We start from the raw sequence: 26502 nt of genomic DNA, 5'->3' as shown, positions 1-26502 counted from the left end.
CTCCTCTATTTGGGGAGAGCTTCTCTTATATAAGGGAGGAAACCAAATGAGAAAAGTAACCGTTCCTGTTGATATGACTTCGGAACAAAAAACACTATTAGGTGTGCTGAGCAAACGCCAATTGATTTATCTATTGGGTGGCGGAGCATCCCTTTATTTATATGTACCATTCTTATGGCGGCTATTTGCACCTTTTAATGTGGCGGTAGCATTTTTTATTTGCTTAATTTTAGCAATACCAACAGTAGTAGTTGTAATAACGTTTGCTTTTAGTTATAAAGAAAAACAACACATGTATCTAGATAAATATTTACTTATCAAAATGCGTAGCCGTTCTGAAAAAGGCAAGTGGAGAAAAGGATACGAGCCAATTACATGGGTAAAGGAGAATTTATAGATGTTAGAAATGATATATTTTGCGTTGGTAGCCATTGTAGGGTTTTTCTTTTATCGGAAAATGAATAGAAAACCGATGTTTGGTTCTAAGAAAAAGGGGAAAAGCCAGAGCGGGGTAGAGAAACGTACTGCTGAAAAAAATGGAAAGAAAAATAAAAAGAATACGCCTGCTACAGAGGAAATTGATGAGGATAATGTGGATTTCTTTAGTGCTTTTGTAGAAGACATTAAGGAAGTTGAAAATCATATGATTCGTTATCATGATGATACGTTTGTTCTAATTGCTGAGGCACACCCAGTAAACTATTACCTTCTTTCTAATGCGGAACAAGAAGCGATTGATATCAAAATTGAATCATGGTTAACCACATTAGAGTTTAATACGAAGGTATATATCCAAAGTAAGTTTGTAGATTTAACAGATCCTGTACGAAAAATGACAGAAACAATGAAAGGTGCGAAGGACCTTATACCAGAGACAGTACTTTATGGGCAAGAAGTTATCGACAACTTAGAGTACTGGCAACGTTCGCAGCCTCGATATGAGCAAAAGCGATATTTAATTTATCCATACAAAGTGGATATTAGTACGATTACAGCTGATACAGAGGATGAATTGGAAGAAAAGATTGTAGATAAAGCGTTTAACGAATTATATCGTCGCTATAATGCTTCCCGAAATCTACTATCGAAAGCAAAAATTAGTGTAGAAATGTTAACGAAAGATAAATTAATAGAACTCTTATACGTTGCGTTTAACCGTCGTAAAGCGGTGAAAGCACGTTTCCAAGATTTAATTGAAAATGAGAACTTCTCTCTGTATTCAACAGGTGACACAAATGAGAGAAAACTAGAGTTAATGAAGAAAGTACTAGCGGAAGAAAAAGCTGAAAAATCAAATAATGGGGTGGCATAAGTATGAAATTGTTTGGAAAGAAGAAAAAAGAAAAAAAGAAGTTAGAAGCTGAAAAGAATGACGAATTGGAACTAGAGGAGGAAGGGTACGAACAAGAAGAAGTTCCGCCTCAATTAGACAATCAAACAACTGTGTTTGATGTCATTGCCCCAGAAGGAATGAAAATTGATTCAGAAGACTATGGGGTAATTAAGCAGTCTTTGGGAAGTAATACTTTCTTCCGTCCATTTTATATTCCACGTGATGGATACCCTCGTATGATGCAGACCAATTGGCTGAACATGTTAACTTCAGCTGGAGAGGTTGATGTCATGATTGATATTCATAAAGAGCCAAAAGCAAAAGCGATGCGATCGTTAGATATGCAGCTGACGATGTTACGTTCGAACCTTTCTTTCCAACGTACACGTGGAAATATTGACCAAGAAAAAGATTTAGATGCAAAAATTCAGGATACAAACAATTTAATGGATGAAATTCAATTTAATGAGAATGACTCCTATATGGTAAGTACCATGGCGGTTGCGTATGCTGACTCAAAGAAAGAATTAGATGTTTTATGTGAGTATATCGAAGATGAAATGCAAGCATCTCACTTTAAAATAGCGAGTACTTGGAATCGTGTGAAGAGTGGCTTGAAAGCAGTTATGCCACTAGGTGCACTAAATACTCTGCAAGATACATATCGAAATATCGATAGACGTGCTCTATGTACATTTGCTCCCTTTGTATCAGGATCCGGAAGATTTAACGGTGGTATACCAATAGGAAAGAACAAAATTACTGGCCAAGTAGAATTTTTAAATTCATTTGGTAACGCAGATTATCGTCCACCAAACTATAACATCGGTGTGACAGGGATTTCAGGTTCCGGTAAAAGTTTACTCTTAAAAATGAAACTAGCTCGTGAAACATCACTTGCAGATACACATGCGATGATCATAGATCCAGAGGGAGAATTCGTAAAAATCACCAAACGATTAGGTGGTATTAACTTAAATATTTCACCTGAAAGTAATATCATTATTAACCCTTGTGCAATTGCAGTAACAGAACTTCAGATTACCGATAAAGATGAAGAGCTAGAAGCGCTTGAACAATATGACAAGAAAGAACTCGTAGAGCGTGATGGCGTGAAGTATGTAAGATTTGTGCCTATTTTAGAGAAAATCAATGAAATACTAGGATTCTTTGACATTATTATTCGCGGACAAGATTTTGATCAACCAGGATTAAATGTATTCCAGCGCACAATGTTAGAAGATGCGATTCGTGAAGTATTCAGTAAACATGGTATCACTTCTCATCCTATATCTTTATATACGGATGAAGTGAAGAAGGTAGATGGACAATTAATTCAGTCTCAAGTGAGAAAGCCGGAGCCAGAGTTAAAAGAAATTTATGATGTAATAGTGGAAAACCATGGAGACGATGTAAAAGCAGAAGAGTTAATTGCTGCGATTCGTCCGTTCTTACGTGATGGTTCAAAACCATTATTTGATGGACAAAGTAATTTTGGGCGCGGTGTAGAAACACAGTTAAATGAATCACGTGTTGTTAACTTTAATATTAGTCATTTAGAAGAGGGCTTCTTAAAGCCAATCGCCTTCCACGTTATCCTGAACTATATTTGGGAGCATTGGATTAAGAGTCCAGAACACGCTATCAAACGAAAAGTGTTATATGTGGATGAGATGTGGCAGTTTATCGACTATGAACAAACTGTTAATTTCTTAGAAAAAGTAGCACGTCGTTCACGTAAAAGAAATGCCGGTATGTGTTGGGCAAGTCAGGACTTTGTTCGTATTTTAGAAAATGTGAAAGCACGTGGTATCTTGCAATCTACATTCTCTTATTTCTTCTTAGAGCAAAATAAGATTGATAAGAAAAAAATCCAAGAGAACTTTAACTTAACTGCTGGGGAGCTTGACATTATTCTCAACAATCCAGGGAAAGGTGAAGGGATTTTCCGCATAGGAGATAGTTCGGTTTGGATTCAAACAGATCCATCAGATAAAGAAATGATGTTTATTGAATCGAATGAAGCGGTACTACAAGAGCTTTTAAATAACATGAAGAAAGTGCAAGGGTACGCAGGATAATAGCGTACCTTTGAAAAGGAAGGTGAAATTATGCTTGATAAGATAATAGGATGGGTTGGTGGCTTAATTGTTTCTATGGTCAAGACCTTTCTTTCTCCAATCTATAAATTAATTGATACTATCCCCGATTTAATTTTTGGTGGGGATAGTGCAAAATTAAATCTTTTATTTAAAGATGACACAGCTGGGAATGTTTTAAATACGGGATTACCAGTCATGTTTAAATTTGCAGCTTTTTTAGTCTTAGTCAGTGCTGTAATTGCTGGCGCAAAGTATTCAGCTGCTGCCATTAATCCAACAAATCGAACATATATCATTGAATATGCGAAGGATTTAATGATCGTTTCTATTTGTATATGGCATTTAGATTTCTTCTATAACATTATATTTGATATTAATACTTGGGTAGCATCGGAGTTTAAAAGAGCAATAGGAGAACAATCGCTAGATGTTTTTAAACCAGGTCAGACAATTGCTCAATTGTCTATGGATAAAAATAAGGATGATTATTTATTTCAAATTTTTGCGATGTTGATTGAAGTAGGATTATCACTTTGGGCCAACTTCTTCTATTTAATGCGAGCGGTATCTCTTTATATTTTGATGTTAATGGGACCGGTTATGGTTGGTATGTGGCTATTTCCACAAAAAAAACAACAAACTCTATATTGGATGCGTGAATTTGTTGGTACAGTACTCATCCAAGGTATCCATGCGATTACTATATGGTTGATTTTTGTACTAGTAGGCAAATCAGATAATACCATTATTAAATTAATCTTATTTGCTATGTTTATTCCTATAGGCGAAATTGTAAAAGGATTCATTGGTTTAAGTACAAATACGGTGGGAGCAGTAAATAGAGCAGGTACGATGCTTGGAATGGGTGCCTTAGCAAGTATGGCGGGCATCATTAAAGGAATACGTGATGACCATCGTAGTAATAAAGAGAAGACAAAAGCTAGAAAAGAAGGCGAGGAAGATAAAAAAGAAGATGCTGATAATCCTAAAAATGCGTTAGGAGCCAATTTAGGAACAGATATAGGTACAACATCTCGTGCAGCTCGTATGTTAAAAGCAGGTCAAATTGGAAGCATGGTTGGAAAAGCAACGGGTGGACTCGCAGGATTAGCAATGGGCGCAGGACTTAGACCAGAAGGAATGGCAGTAGGAACATTTGCTGGAAGTAAAGCAGGTGGAGTTCCTGGTGCAGTAGCTGGAAGAACATTGGCAGCTGGAGTTGAAGGAGTTACTAGTGCTGGGAAGCATATTGGTTCCAGTGTGAAGAAAGGTCTAGATACGTATAAAGGGTTAAATGGAGAACAATATCCAGAGTTAACAGATGAAGATATTGCACAAGACTTAGCTACGAAAGATTTTGAAAATTGGAAAGCGGATAATCCTGATTCTGCAGTTGCGAGCCGTTTAAAACAAGCATTCCCTGGTGCATCCGATGCAGAGATTGCAAAAAAAGTAGCAAAAACAAATAGTGATCAAATGTCTCATTTCAAAAATCAGCGAAAACAAGATTTACAAAATATGAAGAAAAATGCTACACCATATGGAAACGCTAGAGATTTAGTTAACGCTGCAACTAACGCATTCCAAAAAGGATATGAGGCAGACCATAAAGATGCGTTTATGAGTCAATTACCAGAAAACATGTCAGCGGAAGAGAAAGAGAAAAAATGGAATGACCATTTAAACTCAAAAGTTCAAGGATTTAGAAATCATGCAGAACAAGCGGCAACAAAGGCTGGAGCAATGTCAGTTGATGCGAAAGATAAGCAAGGCAACAACCTGTTTGATAAGTCCTATGTAAATAAAGATGCCTTTGCTTCTCAACTTGCACTTGGAAAAGTTGGGAAAGCAGTTGAAGGAGTAAAAGGAGAAACACTAGAGAGTGGCCATCAAAATATGGGACAAGTAGACTCACTTGTGGGTGCGTCCACTGCTGCATTTAAAAAGGCATATACAGCAGATCATAAGGCTGGATTCATGAAGCAATTACCTGCAGATGTACCACAACAAGAAAAAGAGGCTGCATGGAACAAACACTTGAGTCAAAAAGTGCAAGGATTTAAAAATCATGCTCAGAAAGCTGCCGAACAAGCAGGGATTGTGCAACAAAAAGATGGGACTAGCTATGCTAATAAGGAAGCTTTTGCTTCTCAGCTATCGCAACAATTACAAAACAATCCAAATATAAATGCAATGGGTGTATCTAGTGTATCTGGCATTCAAAAAGCGGTAAATGGTGTAAAAACACATAGTTTAGCAAATGGATATGGAAACCAGAAACAAAAAGGTGTAAGTAATGTCGAGAATTTAGTACAAGCATCTACAGAATCCTTTAAACAAGGATATGCAGCAGAGAACAAAGCAAACTTTATGAAGAACTTGTCTCCAACTATGTCTCAAACGCAAAAAGTAGAAGCTTGGCAATCTCATTTAAATGATAAAGGTAATGAATTTAAAGCAATCGCTCAGCAAGCAGCGGTACAAGCGGGTGCGATGCCCATACAGGCAAAAGATACGAGTGGTAAGAGTCTACATAAACAATCGTATATTAATAAAGATGCCTTTGCTACGCAATTGACGAAAGGTTTACAAAGTCATGCTAGTCTTGGAACAGTGAGTCAACAAGTAGGTTCTGGAATTTCTAGTGCGATTCAAGGTGTTCGTTCACACGGTGTTGCGACAGGTGGTGCAATCAATAAAGCTGTGTTTGCAGCTACGCAAACGCAAGCGAGTATGGCACGTGCAGGAAATCTGTCTGTTTCTGAAATTGAGCGCTCGTATGCGGATGCATCAGCTAGTGTAGCAAATATTTCGCAAAGTGCTGGTAAAATGGCGATTCCAACTTCAGCAGTGGGACGTATGACACAGCAAAGTAAGATGGTTGGTGTAAGTATGATGGAAGGTGCCAAACATCTCGTGCATACAAAAGGTATGGAAAATGTATCACAAGCATACTTTAATGCGTCTAGTGCTGTTCAGCAGGCTGGTGGAAATGCAGTACAAAGAGTGATGAGTGGAACTGCAGCTGCCGTTCATACTTCATTAGGAGGTAATGCAGCAGAACGCCATTACAATGTGACAAAAGGATTAAGCTATGCAGCAGGTATAATTGGTGGTGCAGGTGCTTACCAAGCTACTGCACGTATGGTAAGTAAACATAATCCTTATAATAAAGCAGTTCAAACAGAAGCAAAAGAAATTCAAGAGATTCAGGGAATGGTACCAACAACAACAGATGCTACTGGAAGACAATCAGTTGCTCAAGGTGCAGTACGTCTTGTTACGACAAATAATAAATCATGGATTGAAGCGAAAGATTCCAGTGGAATGACACAAGTTGTATCTCGTTATGGTAGTGGAGATAGTAGCATTCGTTCAGGACAAGTGGTATATCAAGATTTAAATATTTCAGACGGTCAATTAACACAGTATCGTAATGGTATGAAAGCAACGCCAGCGTATATTCAAGATTCTAGTGGCGGGAAAATTAGTATCAATCGTTCTATCAATATTAATCCAAATCAATTAGTAGGAAATCAAAATCAAAGACCTTTACAACAGAAACCAGTATTTAGTGAACCGCCACTTACAGTAAGTCATAAGGTAGACAATGGTCACTTCTATATGTCTGATTTAGACCAAGGGGGATACCAGAATGTGCAAATGGTGGTAGAAAGAGATCGTAGTTATATGGTTGCTACCACAACAGATGGTACAGTGTCACGTATTTCTCCGTTCGGCAAAGGAGATACGCGATTACAAGCAAACCAAAGGATTGAAAGAGTTTGTGAAGTGCAAGATAGCAGTATTAAACCGAGAGAAGAAATCCTAGTAACTCATACACAAGACGAAGTTGTACGTACAGAGACACATTTGAATTTATCAGAACATGACCCACAAAACCTGATTCCATTTGCGCCAAACCCACGCTTAGCGCAGCGAAGAAGCAGAAATAATGAAAATGGAAAGTATGGAGTGACAAGTCTATGAGTCAAAATCCTAACGATCCAAATAACCAGAAGAAAAGCAACCCTTTAAAAGATGCGACATCTCACTTTATTAAGAAAAAGGGGATGCAGGCAAGTGGGAAAATGGCAAAAATGGCAGGAAAAGCAGGAAGAGCGGCAGCGAAAGCTGCTGCCAAACTGCTAAGAGCTGGTATAGTGAAAATTGTCGGAGCTATCGTGGGAGCAGTAGGATTGCCTGTTGCTCTCATTATGGCTCTTATTATTACTGTATGTGTTATTCTGGCATCTTTTGTACCATTTACCGATGATGAAAGTAAAACAGAAGAACAAGTGAAAAAGTATATGGAAATTTCAATGGCGCTAAACGTAGACTGGAAAGAGGTCGTCGCTTTTGACATGGCGCGGTATGATAATGATTTGACTGGAAAAGATCCGCACGATGCTATATCATATTTCTTAGATATTCAATATGAAGAATATACGGAAAAAGAGGTATGCGAGGCAGGGCCGAATGGTCCTTGTGAAAAAAAGAAAAAGGAGATGCAAAAAACCAAATCTGAAAGTTATTCCGGACCAGATGTAAAAAAGATATTAGGAGATACAGATTTTAAGAAAAAAATAGATGAAATTAATGCAAGCGGAAGTAAAAAGGTAACAGTATCTTCTCACGGTTTAGAGAAAGCGATGGAACTTGCAAAATTTAGTGAGAGTCAAAAAGATCGTGCTCGTGAGATATTAGCAGCAGGAATGTTAGAAGGGTTATATGGACATCTTGCTCCTACTACTGGTGGATTTATTGGTGGTATGTGTGTAGGTAATGTAAGTCCTGGTGGAGAGCCTGTTAACCTTAATGCAAAAGTTACAGGATACCTTCCTAAAATTAAAGAAATGGCAGAAAAGCATGGTGTTGCTCAATATGTTGGTATTTTGGCTGCCCAAATGATGCAGGAATCACAAGGAGAGGGAAGTGACCCGATGCAAGCAGCGGAAGGGAGTCATGGGAACTTAAGTTCATATTGTGTAGGCCTAAAAGGAAGTGCTCGTATAGGATGTATTAAAGACCCTAATATTTCTATTGAAGCAGGCGTACAAGAATTTAAAGATGTTTTAGGAAAGGCAAATGGAGATATAGCACTTGCCTTACAGAGTTATAATTATGGTCCTGGATTCATTAGCTATGCATTAGCAAGGGGTGGTTATTCAGAAGAAACAGCTATTGCGTTTTCTAGGGAGCATGCGGATGAAAATAGAGCTGGGTGCAAAGATCCAAATAATTTTAGAACCAAAGTTGGAGCGTGCTACGGGGATTACACGTATGTTTCCAAAGTTTTGAAGTATTACAAAGATTTAGGGTGTGTGGCAGATGCATCTGGCGAATGGATTTCTGATAAAGGTTGGAAATGGCCAACGAAAAGTGGTCGTATTACAGATACATTTGATGCAGTTCGTGGTGGAAAACAACATAATGCTGTAGATATTGGGGCCATGACCGCCGGAAAAGCCGGGGACCCCGTATGGTCGATGGAAATGGGTATTGTAACAAACCAAACAGGAAATGTAAACGGTGGTGGTCTAGGTGTCTATGTAGACCATGGAAATGGTATTGTATCTCGCTACTTACATTTGAGTAAAATATCAGTTGCACCTGGAACTATGGTGACAAAAGGACAAATAATTGGGGAAATGGGCGGTTCTAACTACGATAAAGATACTGGTTTCCTTAATATGAGTGGATACGCTGTTCATTTAGACTTCCAAATTCGTATTAATGACCAACCAACGGATCCAATGAAATTCTTTAAGAAAAATGATGATCCAGGTCTATCATCTGGTGGTTCTCCTACAATGGCAAATGCTAAACGACAAAAGGTATTGGAAGAAGCAAAAAAATGGGTTGGACAAGGGAAAGTGAGCTATGTATCCGGTGCTAGAAATCCAGCTGCAGGTAGTGCAGATTGTTCTGGATTCACACAATATGTGTTTAAAACCAGTATAGGTGTTCAGCTAGGAGATTGGACAGGTGCTCAAATTGGACAAGGAAAACAGGTGCCAGATATCGGTCGTGCACAACCAGGAGATTTAATTTTCTATGAAAATCCTAACCATGTATCTATTTATTTAGGGAATCAGAAAATGATTCATATTGGTGATAATAAGGGTGTACAAATTACAGGTCTAAACTATACGGCAAGAGGACAACATATGACGCAAATCCGTAATGTTATAGACTGATAAGGGTGAGAGTAGATGAAGAAAATAATCAACATTTTATCCAATATGCCTCGTAAGTACTTGGTCATATTAGGGATTATCGTACTAGTGGCAGGTGTTGCCACCTATAATACTATTCATGATTATATAATGAAATCACAAGTCCAAGAGGAAGAACAAGTAAATCAAGATGAAATTGAGATGCTTGGAGATAAACCAAAGGGATTTGATACAAAAGAAGAAGAATATACTGCGAAAACAAAAACAGTAGAGGATTTACTACGAAAAATTTCTAATAGTAGTTATGATGTTCCATATTTGTTTACAAAGGCTGGATTTGGTATTGAACCAATGAAAATGACAAGTAATGAACGTATGCTTGCTACAGAAGCTGTTCAAAGATATTTCCTAAATGGAGATAAGTTTTACAATGCACGTATTACTAAAATTGACCGTGGGAAAAAAGTAGATACATTTCATATAGAGGTTTTAATACAACAGGTAAACTTCTTGGAACCACGACAATTTAAAATTCAGGTAAATCAGTATGCGCAAATTGTAACACCAATTGAACAAATACCACATGGACAAGAAGAAGTACCTGTGGATTAACTGAAAGGTAAGGGTTGTGAATAACAATCACAACCCTTATTAAAAAATATAATGAGTACCTAAAAATATTTATTTAATATTCATAATTTTCCAATATAATAAAGTTATGGTTAAATGAAATTTATATATATTGGTGAGATGATATAAATGTGGAGGTAAAAAGAATGAGATTATTATTTGGAACCGTAGCAAACTATTTTGCAGGATATTCTTCTGGAAGAGGTTCGGGACTTTTAGGGACAATGTTTGGGTGGGCATTATTAGTGGGTAGTGGATACCTGTTGATCACAAATTGGGATAGTATCACAGTTTGGATGCACAGTTTAGATATTGTAACAGGATTAGATGGTTATGAAGACATGAGCAATGGATTTATATTCATCTGCTTGCTTGTAAGTGGTTTTATTTTCATGCTATTGTTACCAGTCTTCGCAATTGTATTAATAGTGGGAGTGGTATTCCTGAATATTGTCATCTGTACAATTGTATTATTAGTATCACCAAGTACATATAAAAAAAATAAAGATGTGGAGAGTGAATGGAAATGAGTACAATTCTAGTTTTAGGTGGTTCAAATGGTAGAACATTAGAGAAGTTAGCGAAAAAAAGAGATTGTCAGGTAATTTTTCACGATGGAAAAAATCATGGTGGTGTAAAGAAAACCTTTCGTAGTGTTATAAAAAAATGTGATGTTATTGTAGTGCAGAAAGGTGCATGTGGTCATGTGTCTATTGATGTAGCAAAAGAATACGCAAAGAAGTATGATGTCCCACTTTTATTTAATCAGGGTTTTGGAGGAACAGGTGCGTTAGAGATTGGGTTAAAGCATTTGCAAGCAGCCTGAATACGTTTGATAGTACATAAACATTTGTTTATTATCATATAATCAATATATATAATAAACAAGACGCTAAAAGTGAAAGGTGAATATAATAAAATGAATAATAGTAATTTACATAAATCAGGTTATATCATACTCATATATTTTATAATGACTCAATTTGTTGGAATAATAGGAGTACAATTGCTAGCGAAGACAGGCTGGTATGATATTCAGGGGAATCAACAGCAAGCAATTCAGCAACTACTTGTTCATTGGGAACTAATAGGGTTTTCACTCATATTAATATTCATTTTTCTTATATATAAGAAAGAAGCGATGAAAGATTCGAAGTTATCGATTAAATTTTCAAAAGTAGCATTCGGTTGGATTTTAGTAGGAATAATTGCAGTATTCTTAGCACAGACAATGGGTAGTATGTTGGATAAAAGTATATTTCACTTAACGACACAATCAGTAAATACATCAAGTAATATTGAATCTGTAGCCATTTCTCCTCTTGCTCTTGTATCAATTGTAATTCTTGCTCCGCTAGTTGAGGAACTTGTATTTCGTTACGCGGTCATAAATATATTAAGCCGTAAATTTAATAAAATTGGTTGTATATTAGTTAGTTCATTGTTTTTTTCAATCATGCATTTTGATTTTCCTTTTGTATTTGGATATTTTCTAATTGGACTTGTACTTGCAGCAATATATGTACGTACTAATAGGTTACTAGTATCATTTGTCGTTCATGCTAGTATGAACTTAATAGTTGTTATACTTCAGATTTTTTGATAGAAAATTTGTAGGTAAGGAGAGAGCAATTTGGCGAAAAAGAAGGCAAGTTTTTTAGATCGTGACGGATTAATTAATAAAAACACCGACGCTCATATATATGAATTTGTTGCTTGTATACATCAGCCAAAAGATGGGTGTTCTTGTAGAATACCCTAACTACGTTTAGGTTCTAGATGAAAAATCATAAAGAAAAACACGGAGGTGCTCTTATAAGTATACGAAATAAACGATTTGCTTATGGAAAAAATCAGTTGCAGTTTGGGGATCTGCGTCTCCCAGAAGGAAAGGGGCCTTATCCAGTTGCAATTGTTCTGCACGGTGGATTTTGGAAAAATATTTGGGGCCTAGATATGATGGAACCTGTAGCAAAAGATTTTGCGTCAAGGGGTATAGCGACTTGGAACATTGAATTTCGTCGTGTTGGCGATGAAGACGGAGGATGGCCAGGCTCTTTAATTGATGCTGCAAATGCGACCGACTATTTACAACAAATAGCGGAAGAAAATCTTCTTGATTTAGGGCGGGTTATTGCTATTGGGCATTCTGCAGGAGGTCATTTGGCTTTATGGTTAGTGGGTCGTAAGAAACTACCGGAAAATAGTGTTTTAAGAACTACTGATCAACCGCTTTCTCTTAAGGGAGCGATAAGCTTAGCAGGAGTTAACGATCTTGCACTAATAGATGATGTCCATCATTTACGTCTATCAGAATTCGGTAAAGAAAATAACCATCCTGTAACTGATTTGTTAGGCGGGACACCGAAAGAGGTTCCGAAGCGTTATGAGGAGGCTTCTCCAATTCAATTACTGCCCCTTCAGGTTCCACAAGTTCTTATTCACGGATCACTCGACATTAATGTGCCAATTGGAATTAGTTATAACTACAAGCGTGTGGCAGATGCTTCAGAAGATTAGGTGAAAATGGTGAAAGTCCCATCCGCAGAGCACTCTAAAATGATTGACCTCAATATGGAAGAATGGTCATGTATTATCAGAGAAATTAATAATTTATTGAATATAGAGAAGTAAAATCTCACCATCAAGCTAATAAAAGCAAATACCTCCAAACGATAAGATTGACATCTCCAAATGAAAATGTACAATTTTATCGTTTTGGGGGTGTTATACAATTCTTAAGTTGATGGATGTGGGGTCCTGCCACATACCCATCAACTTAAGAATTATATAACACTCTATGATGAAAATTTCATGTATTTTTGACAGAAAACGGCTTGTTTTTTTCGTTTTGGAGGTATTTGTATTTTTAGTTTGATGATGATGTTTCTGTACCCCTAGATAGATCTAAAAATCATACAGTTTTCTTTTATCCTCTTAATCCAGTATACTCGTAAAAACCCTCAAAAAATATTCTCATATGGATGAAGTTTTCGTCCGTTTTAGCTAGAAATATGTTCATAAACTGTGTATATAAATCATGGAGGATAGTTTAAAATCTAGAACGGTGAATTGTATCACAAATAAAGGGGAGTTTTGGGAGGGAATTTGCAAACACCATTGTAAACTGCTTGTTATGCTAGAGTTGCTTTAAATTACTTTTTGGGAAAAACTTATTTTACAGATGCTTCAAGTTCATTCAGGCGAAATAATAATGGAAAACCAGCGTTGTATAATCAATTTATTATGAACATGCAAGGGGGCTTGTTAGGAGTGAAAATAAGCGAACTAGCAAGATTGACCAATGTCAGCATACGATCCATCCGGCATTATGAAAATAAAGGACTTCTAAACGCCGATAGGTTGGAGAACGATTACCGGGATTTCGACGAATCGGCTATAGAACGAGTCAAAGCAATTCAGTTATACTTGAAGCTTGGATTAACAGCAGATGAGATTAAAGTATTGTTCAAGAGCGAAGCGGCAAATCCTGACGAATATGAATATTGCGAAGAGATGCTGGAAACGTATGAAAAAAAGCTAAGTAATGTGAATTATCAAATCGAAGCACTTCATGGATTAAAGAGATTACTGGAGAGGCAAATCGCTTTAACGATTAGGAAAAAGAGAACTGTTTAATGTAGACATGGTCCCGAGCATGATGAATCGCTCCGGGGCCATTTTTGTTTGTGTTGACATTGACACTAGTGTAATCCTTTATGATTTACTTAATTTCATCTGAAAGGGGTTTTTTCATTGAAAAGTAATAGCCAAAATGAGAAAAATGGTTCTGAAACTACAAACACGGTTGGGAACCGAAAATCAGTAACAGTCATAGGATTAGGGCCGATGGGTCAGGCGATGGCAGGCGTTTTTCTGGAATACGGGTACTCGGTGACCGTGTGGAATCGGACTTCAAGTAAAGCAGACCAGCTTGTAGCAAAAGGAGCCATCAGGGTGTCCACAGTCAACGAGGCGTTAGCTGCTAACGAGCTGGTAATCCTTAGCCTTACAGATTACAATGTAATGTACTCTATTCTGGAACCAGCTTCTGAGAATTTATTTGGTAAGGTGCTCGTTAACTTGAGTTCGGATACCCCGGAAAAAGTTCGTGAGGCGGCTAAATGGTTGGAAGACCGTGGAGCACGGCATATTACTGGAGGGGTGCAAGTTCCACCGTCAGGCATAGGTAAATCGGAATCTTACACATACTATAGTGGTGAGCGAGTGGTCTTTGAGGCTCACAGGGAGACCTTGGAAGTGTTAACAAGTACCGATTACCGGGGCGAGGACCCCGGATTAGCCATGCTATACTATCAGATACAGATGGATATATTCTGGACGGCAATGCTGAGTTACCTACATGCTCTTGCAATCGCTAACGCAAACGGCATTACGGCGGAGCAATTCCTACCATACGCTTCGGCGATGATGTCGTCATTGTCGAATTTCGTAGAGTTCTATACCCCGCGTCTCGACGAGGGTGAGCACCCTGGTGACGTGGACAGACTAGCAATGGGCTTGGCGAGCGTTGAGCATGTTGTTCATACTACCCAAGAATCTGGCATCGACATCGCTTTGCCAGCAACTGTTTTGGAAGTCTTCAGACGCGGTATGAAGACTGGTCATGCCAGTGATAGCTTCACCAGCCTCATTGAAATCTTCAAAAAGCCCGATATTCGTTCATAAAAAATAGGCCATTCCTTTCGGGATGGCCTATAATGGGGCACGGAAACATTGCCATTAAGCTAAGGAAAAGAAGATACCCTCAAACCGAAAAAATGAGCTTTTTTATTACAAATTAGCACAAAATCTTGTTCTGGGGGTAGTTGTATTTTCTTAGCTTTATAGCGATGTGACGGTACTTCTTATGCACTATATAAAGAAAAAGCACCCTAAAGTGCCTTCCTCTGACTTGAACTACTTTAATTTTAATAACATCATTTTACAATCACAAATATATCTTTACTCTTTCATATGATATTTTATCATTTTTTTCAGTCAATTGCATAAAACTGGTGAAAGATAGGTTATTTTTTGTAAATTCCTTGTCTCCATATCCATTCAATGGGACCATAGCGGAAATATTTGCTCCAAATTTTACTGAATATAATTTGCACAAAGATAATTAAAACCCCGAAGATACATAGTTGCCAGTAATATACCTGTGAGACATCTTTAAAGTACAACGAAAGAATGACAAGAGTTAGTATACTTTGGCTAATGTAATTCGTTAAAGCATACTTGCCTACGTTTATAAAAGGATGCAACCATACTATATATTTTTTATTCTCACAAACTCTAAGTAGAGTACAAATATAGAAGATAGCTAGCATTTTCCCTTCAAATAAAATCCATAGTTTTATATCCTGAGAATAATAGACATCCGTATTTATAAAATAGTAGATAATAGGACAAGAGAGAAGGCATGAAATGCATAACGAACTCCACTGGATAAATCTAATTTCCTTTATTAATTCCGGTACCTTTTTAAAAATATCTTTCTTACCAGCCCATAAACCAATTAAAAATAAGCCTATATATTCCGGAATTCCTATTAGTAATTGTTGAAATTCCTCGGTCATTAAAAAGAACAGACGAGCTTTTACTTGATGTGAATAATGTGTAAATAGATTTACCGTGTAATTGGTAGTGTTGCCTGTAAACATATATTGATAGTAACTTGGTACTCCAGAAATAGAAGAACTTGCTTGTATAAATAAAATAGCATGTAATGTATAGCTAACAAGTAGAGAGATGCAGCCAACTATAAAAATAAGCTTTGTAGATCGCTTATAAAAGAACAATAGGATAAAACCAGCTAAGGCATATGCGTGTAGAATATCTCCATACCATAGAAAGATAAAGTGGAGTAAACCAAAGAGTAGTAAAATGCACAATCTACGGCTAAACAGCTTATACATAGAATAGCCTTTTGCTTCCGCGTTTTTTATAAAGATATAAAATCCTACTCCAAATAAGAACGCAAAAATAGTATAGAATTTTGCTTGTATAAACAAATCTATAAAAAAACGAATCACTTTATCTGTACCGGAGTAACCTGCTTGATTAAAGGAATCTAGCCCCGTCATAGTAGGTAGATTAGCAAATAGGATACATAGTATGGCTATACCCCTTATTATGTCTAAAGAATAAATACGGGCGTTTTGTTGCATGTAAATTCCTCCTTTTTACAAAGAAAAACAAGCACTATTTTAACTAGCGCTCGAATTACGTCTCGCAAAGAATCCGTCATATGTAGCCGCTGACACTGCACCTTCTAGGCGTTCAATTTCTTCCCCTCTGTTATAAGCTACAACAACTGGAGTACCAGGAATGTCGAACTCTTGAAAGGCACTTTGATTTTCCGGCGTAGAGATATCAATACGATAGATGGTTCTATCATGCTTTTTTGACATACTATTGATATCTGGTGCTACCTTTTTACAATAATGACAAGTTGGTTGATAGTAATACGCAATAAACTCTTCATGGGATTGTATTTTTTGCTTTAATTCTTCTTTTGAAATATCTTTAATATTTTCGGGTGATCCTTTTGTTTCTGCAGCTGACACAATTGTTTTGTTTAGTGTTACAGTCTCTGGGTTAACAGATTCATTTTTAGTTAAAGTAAAGATAGCGATACAAGCAACGCATAATGTAGTAACAATTGCTCCAATTTTGTAGACTTTATTCATAGTAAATTCCTCCTTAAAGTAAAAAAAGGACAAACCTCGCCCGAGTTAACTGGGCGTAAGGTTTGTCCTTCACGCTACGTACAATAGAGTATAAACAATGGAAACAAATTTTCTATCAACATTTTAACATAGAATCTATATAGAATACTATATAGATTTTAGGCTGTAAAGTAAAAAAATAAAAGACACATTTAAAATTTCACGTACCGTAATATTTAATAAAAAATAAAATACTTAAACAATAGATTTGGGATGTTGCAGAATCTTAATGATAAGGATACTTTTTTATTATATTTAAGCAAAAGAGAACTCTTAAATTTTAGCAGTCAGGATACTGACTGCTAAAATTTGATTATAGAACTATTTTTCTGTGGCAAAATAAAGCAAGGCTATGGTCGGAAAAGCGATTCCTATCCATAATGTTAGATTCCATCCTCCTAAGGCATATGCCCATCCTCCAATAAAGGATCCAACAGCACCTCCTAAAAAGAAAATAGCCATAAATAGCCCATTTAATCGACTACGAATTTCTGGACTCAACGAGAAAATTAAACGTTGGCTAAGCACAAGGTTTGCAGATACTCCCATATCCAACAGAATTGCAGCAATTACTAAAACAGCTATTCCTATGGGGGAACTACTTTGAATAATAAGTGGTAGTAATAAAGAAATAATAACAACAGTGAGTGCTATCCCAGTGGCGGGTCGTGTCCAGCCAAGATCAGCTAGACGACCACCTATTGGAGCGGCTATTGCACCTGTAATTCCGACAAGTGCATATAATGCTATGACAGTCTGGGAAAAATGAAAAGCAGGACTAGACAATAATAATGGAACAGTGGTCCAGAATAAGCTGAAAGCCCCAAATACACAAGCATGATAAATTGCACGACGGCGTAAAATTGGAGTAGTTCGTAGTAGTTGCCACATTGAACTAAGTAAGGCGGTATAATTTGTTTTTGCCGTTGGTTTCCTAGTAGGGAGTACCTTCGATAATACAAACGCCAAGACAATGATTACAGTAGCAGATAAAGCAAATATTGCATTCCATCCCCAGATATCAGCTACTAGACTAGATATCGGACGCGCAAGCATAATACCTAATAACAGGCCACTCATAACATTACCAACTACACGACCGCGTGCATCTTCCGATGAAAGGTATGATACAAAAGGTACGAGCACTTGCGCTGCGACCGAACCCAGTCCGATAAAGAATGAAGCTACTAATAACATGATTGCGCTCTTTACAAAAACTGTGGCAGTTAGAGCAACTGCACTTAGTAATAACAATATAATTATCAATTTTTTATTCTCAACAATATCCCCCAATGGTACAAGAAATAGTAAGCCAGCAACATATCCAATCTGGGTTAGCGTTACAATTAATCCGGCACTACTATTAGAAAGACCAATTACATTACTAATTAACCCAATTAAAGGCTGCGCATAATAAAGATTAGCCACGATGATACCACATGCGGTTGCCAGAAGAATGATTAAACCCGATGAAATTTCCTTATCACTTGCTTTATTTTTAACATTAGGCATAACAATTTCCCCCCATACTTTTATTTCAGAATTACCTTGGTGTATTTTGGAACTTAGATAAAGCCATGGCCATTACAAGATTCCTTAATAATTAATAAACTAAACGTTCAGTTTATTAATTAACTAAAATATATACTAAACGTTCAGTTTTGTAAATGGGCTATTTTATTATTTGTTCATATTAAGTATACTAAACGTATAGTTTATGTTCTTGAAAGGAATGATTAATGTGCAAGGTAAAAGAGGTAGACCGCGTAATATCGAAACCCAAAAAGCTATTCTTTCTGCATCTTATGAGTTATTACTGGAAAGTGGCTTTAAAGCAGTCACAGTCGATAAAATTGCAGACCATGCTAAAGTTAGTAAAGCTACGATTTATAAATGGTGGCCTAATAAGGCTGCTGTAGTAATGGATGGTTTTCTTTTTGCTGCCGCAGCTAGATTGCCTATACCTGACACAGGCTCAGCATTGAATGATATTTTAATTCATGCTACAAGTTTAACCAAATTTTTGATAAGTCGGGAAGGGACTATTATTACTGAGTTAGTTGGGGAAGGACAATTTGACTCAAAGCTGGCAGAAGAATATCGTACTCGATATTTCCAGCCACGTCGCCTGCAAGCAAAGCAACTCCTGGAGAAGGGAATTAAAAGAGGCGAATTAAAAGAAAATCTCGATGTTGACTTAAGTATCGATCTCATTTACGGACCAATTTTTTATCGGTTGCTAGTAACCGGTGAAAAGTTGGATGATTCCTATGTGCATGACTTGGTAATAAATGCATTCGAAGGAATACGCTTGAATTAATTAATATTAAAATAAAGATTTAGAAATTCTACTGTCTCTTATGCGGAGGCAATTTATATTAACTTGGTAAATAAAGTATTTAATTTTTAAAAACTGATGTATATGGAGTGGTCTCCCAATACATCAGTTTAAGAATTAAGGGGATGTTAAAAATAATCAAGATAATTACTCTAAATATAACGTCATGCAAATAATTTTCGTTATGGGGTAATTCTGAATTCTTAAGTTGATGGGCATGGGGTAGCACCACCTCTCTATCAAGTTAAGATTTTAAAGTACCCCCTAAACGATAATTTTGTGTTTTTTACAGCACCGAAGTTCATTTTTATCGTTTTGGGGCAACCTTTTCTGTTAGTTTGATAGACATGTGGAGAGAACCCTATAATAACTTTCAGCTTTCTTAAGAAAAAATTAAGATAGATAATCAGTATTTATTAAGAAATGCTATTTATAATTCAAAATATCCTTTAAAGAAAAAATAAAAATTATATATACGATATAATTTTTATTTTTTTGCGACTTCACATATTTTCCTCAAACATGTGAAGTCGCAAAACACTAATAAGACGGAGGAATTTTGATTGATGAAAAAGTTTTTATTTTTTTGTAGTATTTTATTAATAATAGGGGCAGGGTATTGTTTCTATCAAGCGTTGCCAAATGTACTGCTTGTATCTGGGGACCAACAACAAGTAGAAAAAGTAACAGAAGAATATAATTCTAAATTAAGCTCATCTACGCAGTATAAAGAAAAACAGATGTGTGGTTCTGAATTTAAACATAAAGATGAAACATCCTGTGAAAATACTGGATCAGTACGAGTTTTGAATAAAACTACAGCTGAGAAACTACTAAAAGAACAGATGTTACAAAAAACACTACGTCCACGTGTTACAGAGCCTATCCAATCTTTGCCATCCATTACAAAAGAAAAAGGTGTGGTATATGGAAAAGATATTTCTAGTGAAGAGATACAGATTGGAACTCAAATTATTCCTGTGACAAAAGGAGGAGATGATTTAGGAATCGGCGTTGGACAGGGACAAAAAATACAATCTAAATTAATAATTGTTGATGATTCTATTTATAAAGAGCTGTTATTAAAAGAAAATACTTTTAGTATATTGCGTTTTAATATTAAAAACACTTTAATGGGTAATATTCCAGATATAGGAGTTGTAGAAAAATCATATCCAGAAGTAGAAACAATAAGAGTAAAAGCTAATAAAAAGATTAACTATTAGGGGTACCGCCACATCGCTATCAAGCTAACAAATAAAAATCCCCCAAAATAAAAAAACGATATTCTTTCTATCTAAAGTGTAGAAGAATTATCGTTTTTTTATTTTTACAAATGTAAAAAGTTTTTGACAAAATTAGAGGTGATGTTCATAAAAATGGAGAACATAATTCGTATTTTACGTAAAGAGCAAAAGCTTTCCCAGGGAGATTTAGCTAAATTATGTCATGTTTCAAGACAAACGATTAATGCGATTGAGAATGACTGGTATTCTTTGTGTGGGCAAATCGAAATTTTATTTAAAACGTGAAAGTCATTCTTTCAAATCCATCATTGTACCTACTTTTATAGAAATACAGTAGCCTTTTTTACATTAAAAAACCTCACCATCCTATAGAAATGGCGAGTTCCTTATATAAATTATTCAATAGCTCGTTTTCTCCAATACTTTCTTCTTAGTTGAACATCTATTGTGACATAATCATACCAACAAAAATTATTACTATAATTACAAGTGCTATAGCAGCACCCAATAACATTTGTCCATCAGTACCTGCACAAAATTCTTTTAAATCTGCTTTTGCTTGTTTCCTATTTTCGCCTGTTGAAAATAGATAACGAATAGAATATATAACTAGTAAAAAGAATGACGTGATTATATCTATCATTACTTATGTCTCCCTACTATATGTGTACTATTAATTAATAATTGCCTTATACATTATACCAGCTAGGATAAACGGAAATATAACAAATTATTTGTATAATCTATTTTATAAATTGATATCGCATTACTATATGATGGTTCATATTAAAAAAGACATCTAATAATTCCTTAACGTACGAAATTCACGTTATGTTGGCGTGACCCCATCGCTATCAACTTAAAAATTAATTGTTCCCCAAAACGAAAAAAAGAAACATAGAAGTGAAAAACCTCTGTGTTTCTATTTGATAAATATATTTATTGGAAAATACTTTGAACTTTCGGGTACAGATGCTCTTTCTATCCTATTATAGAAGCTATTTTGAACGTAAGTAATTTGTAAGGAATAGGTAAGAAAAAAGAGATTTTCATTGTGTAGGATAAAAATATAAGGAGGTGTGAAAGGCGGAAAAGATATGACTTATATATAAAACAAACCAGTAACAAGAGTGTTTCAAGGAAAAGAAGTAATTTCTGGGGTTAACATACATGTGGAAGAAGAGGGATTTACCGTTTGTTAAGACAGAATAGCTTTTGTAAAAATAATAATTATGAATATGATTACGAATTCAATTCTGACTTTTTGTCATTGGTGGAGATAATAGCTGTGTGATTAATACGAAACAGCAAGCAACTAACTTTACAATTTAAACAAAGGAGAGGGATGCTTTATGAAAACACGCAGTAAAATTACATGTGCAAGTCTATCACTTTTAATAGCTGGAAGTTCCCTGTTATACATAACACCAGCCGCAATTGTAAAAGCAGAACCCACGCAAAATGTATCTAGTTCGTTACAAACAAGTAATCAAAGCGATCGTAATTCCGTTAAGAAAGCAATGCGGGATGCACTCCAACTTGGATACCCTGGAATACTCGCTCAAATTTCTAAGGGTGGTAAAAATTGGAGCTATGCCGCCGGGATAGCGGATCTGAGAACCAAGAAAACAATGAAGACAGATTTTCGCTTTCGCATTGGTAGTGTGACGAAAACGTTCATTGCAACAGTCCTACTTCAATTAGCTGGAGAGAACCGCTTGAATTTAGACGACTCCATTGAAAAATGGTTGCCTGGTGTTATTCAAGGAAACGGATATGATAGTAACCAGATTACTATCCGGCAGATATTGAATCATACAAGTGGTATCGCTGACTATATAAAGTCAAAAGACTTTGATATTAAAGATACAAAAAAAGCGTATACAGCTGAAGAATTCGTAAAGATGGGGATTTCCCTTCCCCCAGACTTTGCTCCAGGTAAGGGCTGGTCTTATTCAAACACAGGATACGTAATACTGGGTATCCTTATTGAAAAAGTAACTGGAAACAGCTATGCGGAAGAGGTTGAAAATCGGATTGTTGAACCGCTCGAATTGTCGAATACATTCCTACCTGGTAATTCAACTGTTATTCCAGGTACCAAGCATGCCCGTGGATATGAAAGATATGATGGAGAAAGTGAGCTAAAAGACGTTACTTATTCTTACCCAGGTAGCTCGGATGGAGATATGATTTCTACTGCTGAAGATTTAAACAAATTTTTCTCTTACTTACTCAGTGGCAAATTACTGAAGGAACAGCAACTAAAACAAATGCTTACTACAGTTCCTACAGGAATAGAAGAAATCAATGGATATGGTCTTGGAATCTATGAAACTAAACTTCAAAACGGTACCTCGATATGGGGACACACAGGCGGTGTTCCAGGCTTTACTACTTTTGCTGGAGGCACACTTGGAGGCAAGCATATATTGGCCATCAATTTGAATGGCCATAAAACTAGTCATAGTCGTTCTGATCCTTTTAAAAATATTTTACTTGCTGAATTTAGCAAGTAGGTAAAAAGGAAAAACAGATAAATTTCCCCATAGTTTTTATAGTTAAAAATATACCTTTCTAGTTAAAAAAACAACTTACTCTAAAAAAACTTGGGGGTAAAACAAGTTCTTAATTTGATGGACATGTGGCGGGACTCCATACACATCAACTTAAGAATTTTATAACACCCCCAGGATGAAAATTTTGTGTATTTTTAATAGAAAACGGCTTTTTTTCGTTTAGGGGGTATTTGCTTTTCTAAGCTTGATAGCGATGTGGTGCTACCCCATCGCTATCAAGTTAAGCTTATGAAAAGTCAATTTTAGGCGAGATTGTTTCTTTTTTCTAAAGGGCAAGTGTAGGTGATTGAAAGGTTTGCATACGAAATAAACCCTAACGGGTTTCACTTTTTTGAATTAAGCGGCTTGATTATCAGACAGGGTACAATTGTAAACGACACCTAATATATCAAAGACCGTTTTTTTCTCATATCGATGAGACTTCCGCCCATTTTGCTGTAGGAGATTGAACAGGCGAAGTAACACCTTTGATAGCACTTGGGTGTTTTTTTGTATAGTTTGGAATAGAAGAAAAAAATAGTCTTTAATCATATATATGGCTTTATACTCACTAAGCTCTCGTTTTTTCTTTATGAGGAGCAATTGGCGCATTTGAAACATGATAGAAGAACAGAGTAGAATGGCAATCAATTGACCATATAAATGGCACTCCAATCTTTCTGGCTTTATCTTTTTACAATGATGAATTTGAAAGAATGACTTCCACGTTTTAAATAAAATTTCGATTTGCCAACGCAAAGAATACCAGTCATGTACCTGTCCCATCGGGACAATATCTGTAGGGGTGTTTGTCATATATAAATTGATACCACTGAGTCGTTTACTACGAGGAGAATACTTCATTCCTTTCTTTTTTTCTCTTACAGCTTGATCTTGTAATCGTTTTTGTTGCTGTTGTTTTGTTAATCGATGAACAATTACACGAGCTGGCACTTTATCAATCATACCTACATAAGCATCAGCTATTTCACATGTTTGTCCTGTTTGGAGAGAGTTCATTAACGTCTCAATATCTATCTGTATATACTCTGTACCTTTCTTAATTCTTCCATCTTGAAAATAATCAGGGTTAGGATTTTTTTGATAAATACGTGTATTCGACTTGATACGAGAGATATAGTAGGCCTCTTTATCTTGTATATATTGAAGGTCTTTTAAATGAAAATAACCTAAATCTCGGATACATAAATCATTCGCCTTCACAGTTGGGACACACAGAGAGCCGTAAGTACGATCATGTTGTTTACCTGGACCTGTATGAATATGTAGGAACTGTCCACTTAACAAATCATACTCAAGTTGAATTTTTATCCCAGCTGTATGGCTACATCCTCCTGAACCTGGATAAACCGATGAAAATACATCCTGAAGTTGAAATGCAGTTGAATCTAAAATACGAATACGCTTGAAAACAGAAGTGTATGGAGAAGAAATGGGCATAGATGCGGCCAATTTTTTGCTTAGTAGTTCGGCTAGTAGGTGTTGTAAAAGTAGGACGGCCGCCTTATTAAACCGTTGATTCAGTCCCTCAGGACTGATGAGTACTTCTGTTGATGCTTCTAAACAGCTAGATAACTGAGTTAAAGAAGTCATAGCTACATTTTGGCTCAGCCATACACATAAAGCGACTAAATCTTTTGCCTGATACTTACTGGTTCGTTGTACAAAACCAACATCTCTAGCAAGATCCCGTAAGGTATTTGGAGATAAAAAACTTTGAATCTCTTGAGCAAATAGTTGTAATTCGTCAGACACAGAAACAGACATAAAAAACGCCATCCTTTCCTATGATTCTACAGAAAGAATAACGTATTTTATTCATTTTGAGGGCCACTTGATGAGCATAGGGTATAAGAAAAAACACGTTAAGATTAGTAATTACATACTATTTCATTTCATACAAAAGGAATTTGTTCATTATTAACGAAAGTGTATGTTAACTAGATGAATTCATTCATACACAGTACTACAAAAAGACATGGGAACAATCTTATACTACGATACATAATTATAATCCGTTTTAAAAACTAGTAAAATTAAGGAGCAACATTGTATGGGGAAAAAAGTACTGTTTTTTGGAGATTTCGGAATTGACGATACGATAGCTATCATATATGCGCATTTGACAGATAAAATTGATGTTATAGGAATTGTTGCAGACTATGGGAACGTACCTAAAGCTGAAGTTGTTAGAAATGTTCGCTTTTTACTTAAAAGTGTAGGAAAAGAATATATAAAAGTTTTTGGTGGGGCGGAGCATTCCATGTCTTCAGAAGCTGAAACTTTTTATCCAGAAGTTCACGGTAAATTTGGGATAGGGCCCATTTACCCAGGACTAGAGCTTCAAACATTTGAGAATTTTTTTGAGGTTCTCACACTTATTAAGCAGTATAAAAATGAACTTATTATCGTGAATACCGGAAGGTTAACTTCACTTGCAACTTTATTTCTCCTTTATGGAGATGTGATGGAATATGTACATTCTTATTATATTATGGGAGGAGCTTTTATATATCCAGGAAATGTTACTCCCATTGCCGAAGCTAACTTTTATGGCGATCCTGTAGCGGCCAATATTGTAATGAGATACGCAAAGAATCTATCAGTTTATCCTTTGAATGTTACACAATCGGCTATCGTAACACCAGAAATGGTCAATTATATTCACTCTAAAGGAAAAACTAAGTTTTTAAAGCCTCTTTTAGACTATTACTATTATCAGTTTTATCAAAAAAAAGTTCCTGGAATACAAGGTAGCCCGGTTCATGATGCGCTCACTTTGATTGCGATTAATCGTGATGATATTTTTACATACCATCAATCAGCAGTGACGGTTAATGCACTTGATACTGTACGAGGACAAAGTATAGGAGATTTTAGATCTACTTTTGAACCAGAAACATTCGGTAATCGTCCCAAACATAGGATTGCAATACAAATGAATTATGAACAGTTTTTTAAGGAGTTTATGACTGTAATGACTGGCGACCTATTTTAGTGAAAAACCTTATATATAAGGGGATGCTTTGCTATCAAGCTAGCAAAACATCCCCATGTCCATCAAGCTAAGATTTTAAAGTACTCTCTAAATGGAAATTTTGTGTTTTTATCGACCTGAAATTTATTTTTATCGTTTTGGGGGTAACTTGTTTTCTTAAGTTGATGGTCATGTGGTGCTACCCCTAATTAATCTGGTTCATGGCAAACAACACTAATCTACAAACAAGCAAGCTCTACACTTACTATGTAAACTATAATATAAGTAATTCTTTTTATTATTATATGTTTGTTCTTTCTTGTTGCAGAATCCTTAAGCTATTAAGGATTCCTTTTTTGTATCTAAAATCCAAAAATAAA

At 36.0% G+C, this 26502-nt stretch carries 22 protein-coding genes and 1 pseudogene; 18 read left to right on the top strand and 5 right to left on the bottom strand.

Translation table 11 applies throughout. From position 1 onward, the window contains the following. Window positions 1-46: 46 nt before the first annotated feature. The 13 genes from DN404_RS01010 to DN404_RS00950 all read left to right on the top strand — a co-directional run bounded on the left by DN404_RS01010 (window position 47) and on the right by DN404_RS00950 (window position 14933). A complete protein-coding gene (locus tag DN404_RS01010; protein WP_149214620.1) occupies window positions 47-397 on the top strand; it encodes a PrgI family protein in 351 nt (116 codons plus the stop codon). After that, on the top strand, window positions 398-1312 hold the full coding sequence (locus DN404_RS01005) for a hypothetical protein (protein ID WP_149214619.1): 915 nt from the start codon (window positions 398-400) through the stop codon (window positions 1310-1312). A 2-nt stretch (window positions 1313-1314) separates the two neighbouring features. Next, a complete protein-coding gene (locus DN404_RS01000) occupies window positions 1315-3414 on the top strand; it encodes a VirB4 family type IV secretion system protein (RefSeq protein ID WP_149214618.1) in 2100 nt (699 codons plus the stop codon). Between the two features lie 30 nt (window positions 3415-3444). After that, entirely contained in the window at window positions 3445-7425 is a 3981-nt protein-coding gene (locus DN404_RS00995; RefSeq protein WP_149214617.1) for a TrbL/VirB6 family protein, read from the top strand. Beyond that, window positions 7422-9635, top strand: a complete 2214-nt coding sequence (locus DN404_RS00990; protein WP_149214616.1) for a lysozyme family protein — start codon at window positions 7422-7424, stop codon at window positions 9633-9635. The genes DN404_RS00995 and DN404_RS00990 overlap by 4 nt, the downstream gene beginning before the upstream one ends. A gap of 15 nt (window positions 9636-9650) precedes the next feature. Then, window positions 9651-10226, top strand: a complete 576-nt coding sequence (locus DN404_RS00985) for a hypothetical protein (RefSeq protein ID WP_149214615.1) — start codon at window positions 9651-9653, stop codon at window positions 10224-10226. Between the two features lie 164 nt (window positions 10227-10390). Further along, the gene (locus DN404_RS00980; protein ID WP_149214614.1) at window positions 10391-10774 is read left to right on the top strand and encodes a hypothetical protein; all 384 of its coding nucleotides are present in this window, start codon (window positions 10391-10393) and stop codon (window positions 10772-10774) included. Further along, on the top strand, window positions 10765-11070 hold the full coding sequence (locus DN404_RS00975; RefSeq protein WP_000426064.1) for a DUF2325 domain-containing protein: 306 nt from the start codon (window positions 10765-10767) through the stop codon (window positions 11068-11070). Before DN404_RS00980 ends, DN404_RS00975 begins: the two co-directional genes overlap by 10 nt. Window positions 11071-11163: 93 nt before the next feature. Next, complete coding sequence (locus DN404_RS00970; protein WP_179951846.1) at window positions 11164-11847, top strand: CPBP family intramembrane glutamic endopeptidase; 684 nt, start codon at window positions 11164-11166, stop codon at window positions 11845-11847. A 30-nt stretch (window positions 11848-11877) separates the two neighbouring features. Continuing rightward, entirely contained in the window at window positions 11878-12006 is a 129-nt protein-coding gene (locus DN404_RS00965; RefSeq protein ID WP_255444855.1) for a hypothetical protein, read from the top strand. A gap of 17 nt (window positions 12007-12023) precedes the next feature. Beyond that, on the top strand, window positions 12024-12764 hold the full coding sequence (locus DN404_RS00960; protein ID WP_255444854.1) for an alpha/beta hydrolase family protein: 741 nt from the start codon (window positions 12024-12026) through the stop codon (window positions 12762-12764). A 753-nt stretch (window positions 12765-13517) separates the two neighbouring features. Beyond that, window positions 13518-13883, top strand: coding sequence for a MerR family transcriptional regulator (locus tag DN404_RS00955; RefSeq protein WP_000703058.1), 366 nt, complete (start codon window positions 13518-13520; stop codon window positions 13881-13883). A gap of 117 nt (window positions 13884-14000) precedes the next feature. After that, complete coding sequence (locus DN404_RS00950; protein WP_149214612.1) at window positions 14001-14933, top strand: NAD(P)-dependent oxidoreductase; 933 nt, start codon at window positions 14001-14003, stop codon at window positions 14931-14933. A gap of 341 nt (window positions 14934-15274) precedes the next feature. Here the strand turns inward: DN404_RS00950 and DN404_RS00945 are convergent, their stop codons facing one another. From DN404_RS00945 to DN404_RS00935, 3 genes are all read right to left on the bottom strand, one after another. Beyond that, entirely contained in the window at window positions 15275-16420 is a 1146-nt protein-coding gene (locus DN404_RS00945; protein WP_149214611.1) for a DUF418 domain-containing protein, read from the bottom strand. Between the two features lie 39 nt (window positions 16421-16459). After that, window positions 16460-16942, bottom strand: coding sequence for a thioredoxin family protein (locus tag DN404_RS00940; protein ID WP_149214610.1), 483 nt, complete (start codon window positions 16940-16942; stop codon window positions 16460-16462). Between the two features lie 360 nt (window positions 16943-17302). Further along, the gene (locus tag DN404_RS00935) at window positions 17303-18493 is read right to left on the bottom strand and encodes an MFS transporter (RefSeq protein WP_149214609.1); all 1191 of its coding nucleotides are present in this window, start codon (window positions 18491-18493) and stop codon (window positions 17303-17305) included. 220 nt (window positions 18494-18713) lie between these two features. Between DN404_RS00935 and DN404_RS00930 the strand changes: the two genes are divergently transcribed. The 3 genes and pseudogenes from DN404_RS00930 to DN404_RS00920 form a co-directional block, all read left to right on the top strand. Beyond that, window positions 18714-19301, top strand: a complete 588-nt coding sequence (locus DN404_RS00930) for a TetR/AcrR family transcriptional regulator (protein ID WP_149214608.1) — start codon at window positions 18714-18716, stop codon at window positions 19299-19301. A gap of 584 nt (window positions 19302-19885) precedes the next feature. Further along, on the top strand, window positions 19886-20545 hold the full coding sequence (locus DN404_RS00925; protein WP_149214607.1) for a lipoprotein BA_5634 family protein: 660 nt from the start codon (window positions 19886-19888) through the stop codon (window positions 20543-20545). Window positions 20546-20698: 153 nt separating this feature from the next. Continuing rightward, window positions 20699-20812, top strand: a pseudogene (locus DN404_RS00920) (helix-turn-helix transcriptional regulator); the annotation flags it as partial. A gap of 196 nt (window positions 20813-21008) precedes the next feature. Here DN404_RS00920 and DN404_RS00915 read toward each other — a convergent pair. After that, the gene (locus DN404_RS00915) at window positions 21009-21209 is read right to left on the bottom strand and encodes a hypothetical protein (protein WP_149214605.1); all 201 of its coding nucleotides are present in this window, start codon (window positions 21207-21209) and stop codon (window positions 21009-21011) included. A 709-nt stretch (window positions 21210-21918) separates the two neighbouring features. On the opposite strand from DN404_RS00915, the gene DN404_RS00910 reads away from it, so the two are divergent. Next, window positions 21919-23085 (top strand): serine hydrolase domain-containing protein, encoded by a 1167-nt coding sequence (locus tag DN404_RS00910; RefSeq protein WP_149214604.1) that lies wholly within the window; start codon window positions 21919-21921, stop codon window positions 23083-23085. A gap of 396 nt (window positions 23086-23481) precedes the next feature. Here the strand turns inward: DN404_RS00910 and DN404_RS00900 are convergent, their stop codons facing one another. Further along, entirely contained in the window at window positions 23482-24912 is a 1431-nt protein-coding gene (locus DN404_RS00900) for an IS4 family transposase (protein WP_149214603.1), read from the bottom strand. 286 nt (window positions 24913-25198) lie between these two features. Between DN404_RS00900 and DN404_RS00895 the strand changes: the two genes are divergently transcribed. Continuing rightward, window positions 25199-26143: a nucleoside hydrolase gene (locus DN404_RS00895; protein ID WP_149214602.1), complete on the top strand. Its 945-nt coding sequence runs from the start codon at window positions 25199-25201 to the stop codon at window positions 26141-26143. The last annotated feature ends 359 nt before the right edge of the window (window positions 26144-26502 follow it).

Origin of the sequence: Bacillus sp. TE8-1 (assembly GCF_008368855.1) — a bacterium.
GTDB classification, from domain to species: Bacteria; Bacillota; Bacilli; order Bacillales; family Bacillaceae_G; genus Bacillus_A; species Bacillus_A cereus.
This window is presented reverse-complemented; position numbering and strand designations above follow the sequence as displayed.

What these genes read in the sequence shown, in the direction of transcription:
- DN404_RS01010 (WP_149214620.1), top strand. Translation starts at nt 47, where the DNA reads ATGAGAAAAGTAACCGTTCCTGTTGATATGACTTCGGAACAAAAAACA.
- DN404_RS01005 (WP_149214619.1), top strand. Translation starts at nt 398, where the DNA reads ATGTTAGAAATGATATATTTTGCGTTGGTAGCCATTGTAGGGTTTTTC.
- DN404_RS01000 (WP_149214618.1), top strand. Translation starts at nt 1,315, where the DNA reads ATGAAATTGTTTGGAAAGAAGAAAAAAGAAAAAAAGAAGTTAGAAGCT.
- DN404_RS00995 (WP_149214617.1), top strand. Translation starts at nt 3,445, where the DNA reads ATGCTTGATAAGATAATAGGATGGGTTGGTGGCTTAATTGTTTCTATG.
- DN404_RS00990 (WP_149214616.1), top strand. Translation starts at nt 7,422, where the DNA reads ATGAGTCAAAATCCTAACGATCCAAATAACCAGAAGAAAAGCAACCCT.
- DN404_RS00985 (WP_149214615.1), top strand. Translation starts at nt 9,651, where the DNA reads ATGAAGAAAATAATCAACATTTTATCCAATATGCCTCGTAAGTACTTG.
- DN404_RS00980 (WP_149214614.1), top strand. Translation starts at nt 10,391, where the DNA reads ATGAGATTATTATTTGGAACCGTAGCAAACTATTTTGCAGGATATTCT.
- DN404_RS00975 (WP_000426064.1), top strand. Translation starts at nt 10,765, where the DNA reads ATGGAAATGAGTACAATTCTAGTTTTAGGTGGTTCAAATGGTAGAACA.
- DN404_RS00970 (WP_179951846.1), top strand. Translation starts at nt 11,164, where the DNA reads ATGAATAATAGTAATTTACATAAATCAGGTTATATCATACTCATATAT.
- DN404_RS00960 (WP_255444854.1), top strand. Translation starts at nt 12,024, where the DNA reads ATGAAAAATCATAAAGAAAAACACGGAGGTGCTCTTATAAGTATACGA.
- DN404_RS00945 (WP_149214611.1), bottom strand. Translation starts at nt 16,420, where the DNA reads ATGCAACAAAACGCCCGTATTTATTCTTTAGACATAATAAGGGGTATA.
- DN404_RS00940 (WP_149214610.1), bottom strand. Translation starts at nt 16,942, where the DNA reads ATGAATAAAGTCTACAAAATTGGAGCAATTGTTACTACATTATGCGTT.
- DN404_RS00935 (WP_149214609.1), bottom strand. Translation starts at nt 18,493, where the DNA reads ATGCCTAATGTTAAAAATAAAGCAAGTGATAAGGAAATTTCATCGGGT.
- DN404_RS00930 (WP_149214608.1), top strand. Translation starts at nt 18,714, where the DNA reads ATGATTAATGTGCAAGGTAAAAGAGGTAGACCGCGTAATATCGAAACC.
- DN404_RS00925 (WP_149214607.1), top strand. Translation starts at nt 19,886, where the DNA reads ATGAAAAAGTTTTTATTTTTTTGTAGTATTTTATTAATAATAGGGGCA.
- DN404_RS00915 (WP_149214605.1), bottom strand. Translation starts at nt 21,209, where the DNA reads ATGATAGATATAATCACGTCATTCTTTTTACTAGTTATATATTCTATT.
- DN404_RS00910 (WP_149214604.1), top strand. Translation starts at nt 21,919, where the DNA reads ATGAAAACACGCAGTAAAATTACATGTGCAAGTCTATCACTTTTAATA.
- DN404_RS00900 (WP_149214603.1), bottom strand. Translation starts at nt 24,912, where the DNA reads ATGTCTGTTTCTGTGTCTGACGAATTACAACTATTTGCTCAAGAGATT.
- DN404_RS00895 (WP_149214602.1), top strand. Translation starts at nt 25,199, where the DNA reads ATGGGGAAAAAAGTACTGTTTTTTGGAGATTTCGGAATTGACGATACG.